The organism is Parafrankia sp. BMG5.11 (genome assembly GCF_004337455.1).
Genome location: NZ_SJXI01000020.1, coordinates 76219 through 83611 on the forward strand (window position 1 = coordinate 76219; position 7393 = coordinate 83611).

General features: G+C 68.7%; 8 protein-coding genes. All 8 read right to left on the reverse strand.

Annotated features, from left to right (window positions below):
• Positions 1 to 297, reverse strand: coding sequence for a 50S ribosomal protein L23 (gene rplW, locus E0504_RS16255; RefSeq protein ID WP_018505130.1), 297 nt, complete (start codon positions 295 to 297; stop codon positions 1 to 3).
• Positions 294 to 1013 (reverse strand): 50S ribosomal protein L4, encoded by a 720-nt coding sequence (gene rplD / locus E0504_RS16260; RefSeq protein WP_071066146.1) that lies wholly within the window; start codon positions 1011 to 1013, stop codon positions 294 to 296. The genes rplW and rplD overlap by 4 nt, the downstream gene beginning before the upstream one ends.
• On the reverse strand, positions 1010 to 1720 hold the full coding sequence (gene rplC, locus E0504_RS16265; protein WP_020463478.1) for a 50S ribosomal protein L3: 711 nt from the start codon (positions 1718 to 1720) through the stop codon (positions 1010 to 1012). The genes rplD and rplC overlap by 4 nt, the downstream gene beginning before the upstream one ends.
• Positions 1721 to 1738: 18 nt before the next feature.
• Complete coding sequence (rpsJ, locus tag E0504_RS16270) at positions 1739 to 2047, reverse strand: 30S ribosomal protein S10 (protein WP_006539131.1); 309 nt, start codon at positions 2045 to 2047, stop codon at positions 1739 to 1741.
• A gap of 288 nt (positions 2048 to 2335) precedes the next feature.
• Positions 2336 to 3529, reverse strand: a complete 1194-nt coding sequence (tuf, locus tag E0504_RS16275) for an elongation factor Tu (protein WP_020463479.1) — start codon at positions 3527 to 3529, stop codon at positions 2336 to 2338.
• A 76-nt stretch (positions 3530 to 3605) separates the two neighbouring features.
• Positions 3606 to 5702 (reverse strand): elongation factor G, encoded by a 2097-nt coding sequence (gene fusA / locus E0504_RS16280; protein WP_071066147.1) that lies wholly within the window; start codon positions 5700 to 5702, stop codon positions 3606 to 3608.
• A 6-nt stretch (positions 5703 to 5708) separates the two neighbouring features.
• Positions 5709 to 6179 (reverse strand): 30S ribosomal protein S7, encoded by a 471-nt coding sequence (gene rpsG / locus E0504_RS16285; protein WP_020463481.1) that lies wholly within the window; start codon positions 6177 to 6179, stop codon positions 5709 to 5711.
• Complete coding sequence (gene rpsL, locus E0504_RS16290; RefSeq protein WP_009740532.1) at positions 6179 to 6553, reverse strand: 30S ribosomal protein S12; 375 nt, start codon at positions 6551 to 6553, stop codon at positions 6179 to 6181. The genes rpsG and rpsL overlap by 1 nt, the downstream gene beginning before the upstream one ends.
• Positions 6554 to 7393: the final 840 nt, after the last annotated feature.

The window sequence follows — 7393 nt, forward strand, 5'->3', positions numbered from 1 at the left end:
TCAGGCACCGGGGCCTCCGAAGATCTCAATGCTGTCACCGGGCGCGAGGCTGACGAGCGCCCGCTTGGTGGCCGAGCGGTGTCCCCAGCCGTGCTTGGTCCGCTTGCGCTTGCCCGCCCGGTTGATCGTGTTGACCCGGGTGACCCGCACGTTGAAGATCTTCTGCACGGCGAGCTTGATCTGGGTCTTGTTCGCGTCGGGGCGGACGATGAACGTGTAGACGTTCTCGTCGAGCAGGCCGTAGCTCTTCTCGGAGACGACCGGCCGGAGAATGATGTCTCGCGGGTCGGGGATCACTTGTCCTCCTCCTCGCCGGCTGAGGTCGCCGGACGGGAGGCGCGACCGAGGTACGCGGTGAGCGCGCCCTCGGTGAACACCACGTCGTCACTCACCAGCACGTCGTAGGTGTTGAGCTGGCCCGGGTCGAGCAGGTGGACCTCGGCCACGTTGCGCAGGCTGAGCCAGGTCAGCTCGTCCGAGCGGAGGGCCACGACCAGGACGCGGCGCGCGTCCACCAGGCTGGTCAGCGCGGCCACAGCCGACTTGGTCGACGGGGTGTCACCGGCGACCAGCGACGAGACCACGTGCAGCCGGTTGTTGCGGGCCCGGTCCGACAGGGCCCCGCGCAGCGCGGCGGCCTTCATCTTCTTGGGTGTCCGCTGGTCGTAGTTGCGCGGCGTCGGGCCGTGGACGATGCCACCGCCGGTGAACTGCGGCGCGCGCAGCGAGCCCTGCCGTGCCCGGCCGGTGCCCTTCTGGCGGTACGGCTTGCGCCCACCGCCACGGACCTCGCCGCGGGTCTTCGTGGAGTGCGTGCCCTGCCGGGCCGCGGCGAGCTGCGCCACGACGACCTGGTGGATCAGCGGCACGTTCACCGGCACGTCGAACACCGCGCCGGGCAGCTCGACGCTGCCGGCGTCGCCGCCCGCGGGGGCGTGCACCGGGACCGTGCGGTCCACCGGCGCGTCCGCCTCGGCGGGGGCTTCCTTCGTCATCGTTGCCGTCGGGCTCATGCCGAGGCCTCCTCACCGGTGCCGGCGGCCGCGGCCGCCACCGGAGCGGCCGGCTCCGGAGCGGGGCGCTTGGCCGCGCTGCGAACGAAGACCAGACCGCCGTCGGGGCCGGGAATCGCACCCTTGATCAGCAGGAAGCCGCGCTCGGTGTCGACGGCGTGGATGGTCAGCCCGGCCACGGTCACACGGTCGTGCCCCATCCGGCCGGCCATCCGCAGGCCCTTGAAGACCCGCCCCGGAGTGGCACAGCCGCCGACGGAACCCGGCGAGCGGTGCTTGCGCTCGACGCCGTGACCGGCGCCCAGGCCCTTGAAGCCGTGCCGCTTCATGACACCGGCGAAGCCCTTGCCCTTGGAGGTGCCGGTGACGTCGACCACCTGGCCGGCGTCGAACACCTCACCGGTCAGCTGCTGGCCGGGCCGGTAGTTGCCGGCGTCCGCGGTGCGCAGCTCGACGAGGTGCCGCCGGGGAGTGGCACCGGAGGTCTCGAAGTGGCCGCGCATCGGCTTGTTGATCCGGCGCGGGTCGATCTCGCCGTAGCCGAGCTGGACGGCCGAGTAGCCGTCGGAGTCGGGTGTCTTGACCTGGGTCACGACGTTGGGGCCGGCCTGGATGACGGTGACCGGCACGACGCGGTTGTTCGCGTCCCATACCTGGGTCATCCCGAGCTTGGTGCCCAGGAGCCCTCTGTAATTGCGGTTGAGCATGACTGGCGCCGGCCCCTCTTACAGCTTGATCTCGATGTCCACGCCGGCGGGCAGGTCGAGGCGCATCAGCGAGTCGACCGTCTTCGGCGTCGGGTCAAGAATGTCGATCAGCCGCTTGTGCGTCCGCATCTCGAAGTGCTCGCGGCTGTCCTTGTACTTGTGCGGCGACCGGATGACGCAGTAGACGTTCTTCTCCGTCGGCAGCGGCACCGGACCCGCGACCTGCGCACCGGTACGCGTCACGGTCTCGACGATCTTCCGCGCCGAGCTGTCGATGACCTCGTGGTCATAGGCCTTGAGCCGGATGCGGATCTTCTGTGCCGCCATGGTGGGCTTCGCCTGTCCTGTCTGTCTCGTCCGGCCGGTATCACTACCGGGTCCCCGTCGACCTCTTCCCGCTCCGCGGCGCGGGCCGCCGCCGGAAAGGGCGGGCGGCCCGGCGGGTCCGGGTTCGTGCCGGGTGTACCGCCTTGTCTGGTGCCCCGTCGGCCGCGCGTGCGCGGCCCTCGCGGGCGGCTTGCGATCCTGGTCGCGACGCGGAGCGTTACGCCCCGGCGTGGCCGGCCAGCAACAGCGGGCGGCGGGACCCCTTGGGGCACCCGCCGCCCGCCGCCACTACTTGATGACCTTCAGAACCTGACCCGCACCGACGGTCCGGCCACCCTCACGGATGGCGAACCGCAGGCCCTCCTCCATGGCGATCGGCTGGATGAGCTCGACCGTCATCTCGGTGTTGTCGCCCGGCATGACCATCTCGGTGCCCTCGGGGAGGGTCACGACGCCGGTCACGTCGGTGGTGCGGAAGTAGAACTGCGGCCGGTAGTTCTTGAAGAACGGCGTGTGCCGGCCACCCTCGTCCTTGTTGAGGATGTAGACGCGCGCCTCGAACACCGTGTGGGGGGTGATCGACTTCGGCTTCACGATGACCTGGCCGCGCTCGACGTCCTCGCGCTTGATGCCACGGAGGAGGAGGCCGACGTTGTCACCGGCCTGGCCCTCGTCGAGCAGCTTGCGGAACATCTCGACGCCGGTCACGGTCGTCGTGGTGGTCTCCGGCTTGATGCCGACGATCTCCACGGTCTCGTTGACCTTGACGATTCCACGCTCGATACGACCCGTGACGACCGTGCCACGACCCGTGATCGTGAACACGTCCTCGATCGGCATGAGGAACGGCCGGTCGATGTCACGCTCGGGCTCGGGGATGGACGCGTCCACCGCCGCCATGAGCTCGAGGAGCTTCTCGCCCCACTCCTTGTCGCCCTCCAGCGCCTTGAGCGCGGAGACGCGGATGACCGGGACGTCGTCGCCGGGGAACTCGTAGGTGTTCAGGAGCTCCCGGACCTCGAGCTCGACGAGCTCGAGGATCTCCTCGTCGTCGACCATGTCGGCCTTGTTCAGCGCCACGACGATGTACGGCACGCCGACCTGGCGGGCCAGGAGCACGTGCTCCTTCGTCTGCGGCATGGGGCCGTCGGTCGCCGAGACCACCAGGATCGCGCCGTCCATCTGCGCGGCACCCGTGATCATGTTCTTGATGTAGTCGGCGTGCCCGGGGCAGTCGACGTGCGCGTAGTGCCGCGCGTCGGTCTGGTACTCGACGTGCGCGATCGAGATCGTGATCCCGCGGGCCTTCTCCTCCGGCGCCTTGTCGATCTGGTCGAACGGCGTGAACGGGTTGAGGTCCGGGTGCGCGTCGTGCAGGACCTTCGTGATCGCGGCCGTCAGCGTCGTCTTGCCATGGTCGATGTGACCGATGGTCCCGATGTTGACGTGCGGCTTGGTCCGCTCGAACTTCTGCTTCGCCACTGGTGTCCCTCCAAGGACGGGTGGTGTCGTGCTGTGTTGTCGTCAGTGGTGCCGGCAGCCCGGCCCGGCGGGCCTGCTACTCGCCCCTCGCCTTCGCGATGATGTCCTTGGCGACGTTCTGCGGGACTTCGGCGTAGGAGTCGAACTGCATCGAGTAGCTCGCCCGCCCGGAGGTCTTCGACCGCAGGTCGCCGACGTACCCGAACATCTCCGAGAGCGGCACCAGGGCCTTGACGATCCGGGAACCGCCCCGCTCGTCCATGGCCTGGATCTGCCCACGCCGCGAGTTGAGGTCGCCGATCACGTCGCCCATGTGGTCCTCGGGCGTCGTGACCTCGACCGACATCATCGGCTCGAGGATGACCGGGTCGGCCTTCCGGGCCGCGTCCTTGAAGGCCATGGAACCGGCGATCTTGAAGGCGAGCTCGGAGGAGTCGACCTCGTGGAACTGGCCGTCCCGTAGCGTGACCTTGACGTCGACGAGCGGGTAACCGGCCAGGACGCCGAACTCCATGGCCTCCTGGCAGCCGGCGTCCACCGACGGGATGAACTCCCGCGGGATGCGTCCGCCGGTCACCTTGTTCTCGAACTCGTAGCCGCCGCCGTCGCCGCCGGAGGGCTCCAGGTCGATGATCACGCGGGCGTACTGCCCGGACCCACCCGTCTGCTTCTTGTGGGTGTAGTCGACCTTCTCCACCTTGCGGCGGATGGTCTCGCGGTAGGCCACCTGCGGCTTGCCGACGTTCGCCTCGACGCCGTACTCGCGGCGCATCCGGTCGACGAAGACCTCGAGATGCAGCTCACCCATACCGGCGATGACCGTCTGACCGGTCTCCTCGTCGGTGCGGACCTGGAAGGTCGGGTCCTCTTCGGTGAGCCGCTGGATCGCGGTGCCCAGCTTCTGCTGGTCAGCCTTCGTCTTCGGCTCGATGGCGACGTCGATGACCGGGGCAGGGAAGATCATCGACTCGAGGATGACCGGCGAGTTCGGGTCACACAGCGTGTCGCCGGTGGTGGTGTTCTTCAGGCCCACCACGGCCACGATCTGACCCGCGCCCACACCGTCCCGGTCCTCCCGGTGGTTGGCGTGCATCTGCAGGATGCGGCCGATGCGCTCCTTGCGGTCCTTGGTCGAGTTGAGCACCGCGGTACCGCTGGTGATCTTGCCGGAGTACACCCGGATGTAGGTCAGCTTGCCGACGTACGGGTCCGACATGATCTTGAAGGCCAGCGCCGAGAACGGCGCGTCGTCGTCAGCCTCGCGGACGATCTCGGTTTCTTCCTTGCCGACCGCGTGGCCGGTGACCGAGCCGATGTCCGTCGGCGAGGGGAGGAAGTCGACAACCGCGTCGAGCATGGGCTGCACGCCCTTGTTCTTGAACGCGGAACCACAGAGCACCGGGTTGACCTTGCTGGCCACCGTGGACCGCCGCAGCGCCGCCATGAGCTGCTCCTCGGTGGGCTCGACGCCCTCGAGGTAGAGCTCCATGAGCTCGTCGTCGTTCTCGGCGACGGTCTCGACCAGCTTCTCCCGCCATTCCTGCGCGGCTTCGGCGTGGTCGGTCGGGATGTCGACGGTCTCGAACGAGGCGCCCTTGTCCTCGGTGTGCCAGAGCAGGCCCTTCATGCGGATCAGGTCGATCACGCCACGGAAGTCCGCCTCGACACCCCAGGGCAGCTGGATGACGGCGGGCGTCGCGTCCAGCCGGTCGACCATCATGTCGACGCAGCGGTGGAACTCGGCGCCGACCCGGTCCATCTTGTTGACGAACGCGATCCGCGGGACGTCGTAGCGGTCGGCCTGCTTCCACACCGTCTCGCTCTGCGGCTCGACGCCGGCGACGGCGTCGAACACCGCGACCGCTCCGTCGAGGACGCGCAGGGACCGCTCCACCTCGACGGTGAAGTCGACGTGGCCCGGGGTGTCGATGATGTTGATGGTGTGGTCACGCCACGAGCAGGTGGTGGCGGCGGAGGTGATGGTGATCCCCCGCTCCTGCTCCTGCTCCATCCAGTCCATCGTGGCGCCACCCTCGTGGACTTCACCGATCTTGTAGTTCACACCGGTGTAGAAGAGGATGCGCTCGGTGGTCGTGGTCTTGCCTGCGTCGATGTGGGCCATGATCCCGATGTTCCGGGTCGCGGCCAGTGCGGCACGTGCGTCAGCAGCCATGATGAGTTACCAGCGGTAGTGGGCGAAGGCCTTGTTGGACTCCGCCATCTTGTGGGTGTCCTCCCGGCGCTTCACGCTCGCGCCGAGGCCGTTGCTCGCGTCGATCAGCTCGTTCATCAGGCGCTCGGTCATCGTCTTCTCACGACGGCCGCGGGAGTACCCGACGATCCAGCGCAGCGCGAGCGTGGTGCTGCGGCCCGCGCGGACCTCGACCGGCACCTGGTAGGTGGCGCCACCTACTCGGCGGCTGCGCACCTCCAGCGTGGGCTTGACGTTGTCCAGCGCACGCTTGAGCGTGACGACCGGGTCGTTGCCGGTCTTGTTCTTGGCGCCCTCGAGCGCGCCGTACACGATGCGCTCCGCGACCGACTTCTTGCCGCTCAGCAGCACCTTGTTGACCAGGGCGGTCACCAGCGGCGAGCCGTAGACCGGGTCGACGACGACGGGGTGCTTGGGCGCGGGCCCCTTGCGCGGCATTAGCCCTTCTCCTTCTTCGCGCCGTAGCGGCTGCGAGCCTGCTTCCGGTTACGGACGCCCTGCGTGTCGAGAGCGCCCCGGACAATCTTGTAGCGAACGCCCGGGAGGTCCTTCACACGGCCACCACGCACCAGGACGATCGAGTGCTCCTGCAGGTTGTGACCGACCCCGGGGATGTAGGCCGTGACCTCGATCCCGCTGTTCAGCCGGACGCGTGCCACCTTGCGCAGCGCCGAGTTCGGCTTCTTGGGGGTGGTCGTGTAGACGCGGGTGCACACGCCACGACGCTGCGGGCTCCCCTTGAGTGCCGGGGTCTTGGTCTTCTCGACCTTGTCCTGCCGGCCCTTGCGGACCAGCTGCTGGATCGTGGGCAACGCCGCTCCCGTTCCTTCGTGCCTCGTCGTACTCGCCGGCAGCCATCCCGGATGGCCGGCCTGTCTGCCTGCTGTGTCGCGGTGCCGCTCCTCGCCTGGATGGCACGGAGCGTGAGCGCCGGAGTATCCGTTCCCGACCCACGCGGTCGGGCGTGTCGCGCCCTCTGTAAGTACCGGAAGTCCGATACGTCCCAGAAGGAGCGCGCCTACCCGCCCGACTCTGCCGGACCGAACCCGACTGTCACCGACGGCGGCCTGAGTACCTGACCTGAGCGGTCGGTTCTCGGCGCCACGGCGCCACGTCTGGGCGCAGGACACACGCCAGAGCCACGTGGACTCCGGCCACAGGCGCCAACACTACTCCACGCCCACGTCAAGTGTCGAACGGGGTATCACCCGACGACCACGACAGGCGCGACCGGACGACGGACGTCCTGCCTGCGCCTGGCCGTTGCGCGCTCCACGGACGGACCGGTATCCGCCAACCCGCCGGACCGGTACCGACACAGCCGTCCTCCCACCGGGAAAACAGCCACTGCGAACCCTACCGCCGACCCCTCCGGCCTCCACGAACGCCCTGCCGAAAGGCATCCATCAATTCCTCCGCCCAAGGCCCCGAGACCGGGAAGCCAGGCACCGAGGACCAGACCCAGGGCCCAGGACCGGCACTCAGGACGCGGAGCCGGAGCCGGGACTCGACCCGAGGCGGCATCGCCCCCCGGCCGCCGCCCCACCCCCCCCCCCCCCCCCCCCCCCAGGAAAAGCCCCCCAAAACAAGATCTATTGACCAGCCAGCCCCCCTTGGACCACGCCCCATGGAGATGTGTGGCGGGTGAGTGA

Coding starts and splice junctions, on each gene's coding strand:
- rplC (WP_020463478.1), bottom strand. CDS start 1,720: ATGCTCAACCGCAATTACAGAGGGCTCCTGGGCACCAAGCTCGGGATG.
- rplD (WP_071066146.1), bottom strand. CDS start 1,013: ATGAGCCCGACGGCAACGATGACGAAGGAAGCCCCCGCCGAGGCGGAC.
- fusA (WP_071066147.1), bottom strand. CDS start 5,702: ATGGCTGCTGACGCACGTGCCGCACTGGCCGCGACCCGGAACATCGGG.
- rpsJ (WP_006539131.1), bottom strand. CDS start 2,047: ATGGCGGCACAGAAGATCCGCATCCGGCTCAAGGCCTATGACCACGAG.
- rpsG (WP_020463481.1), bottom strand. CDS start 6,179: ATGCCGCGCAAGGGGCCCGCGCCCAAGCACCCCGTCGTCGTCGACCCG.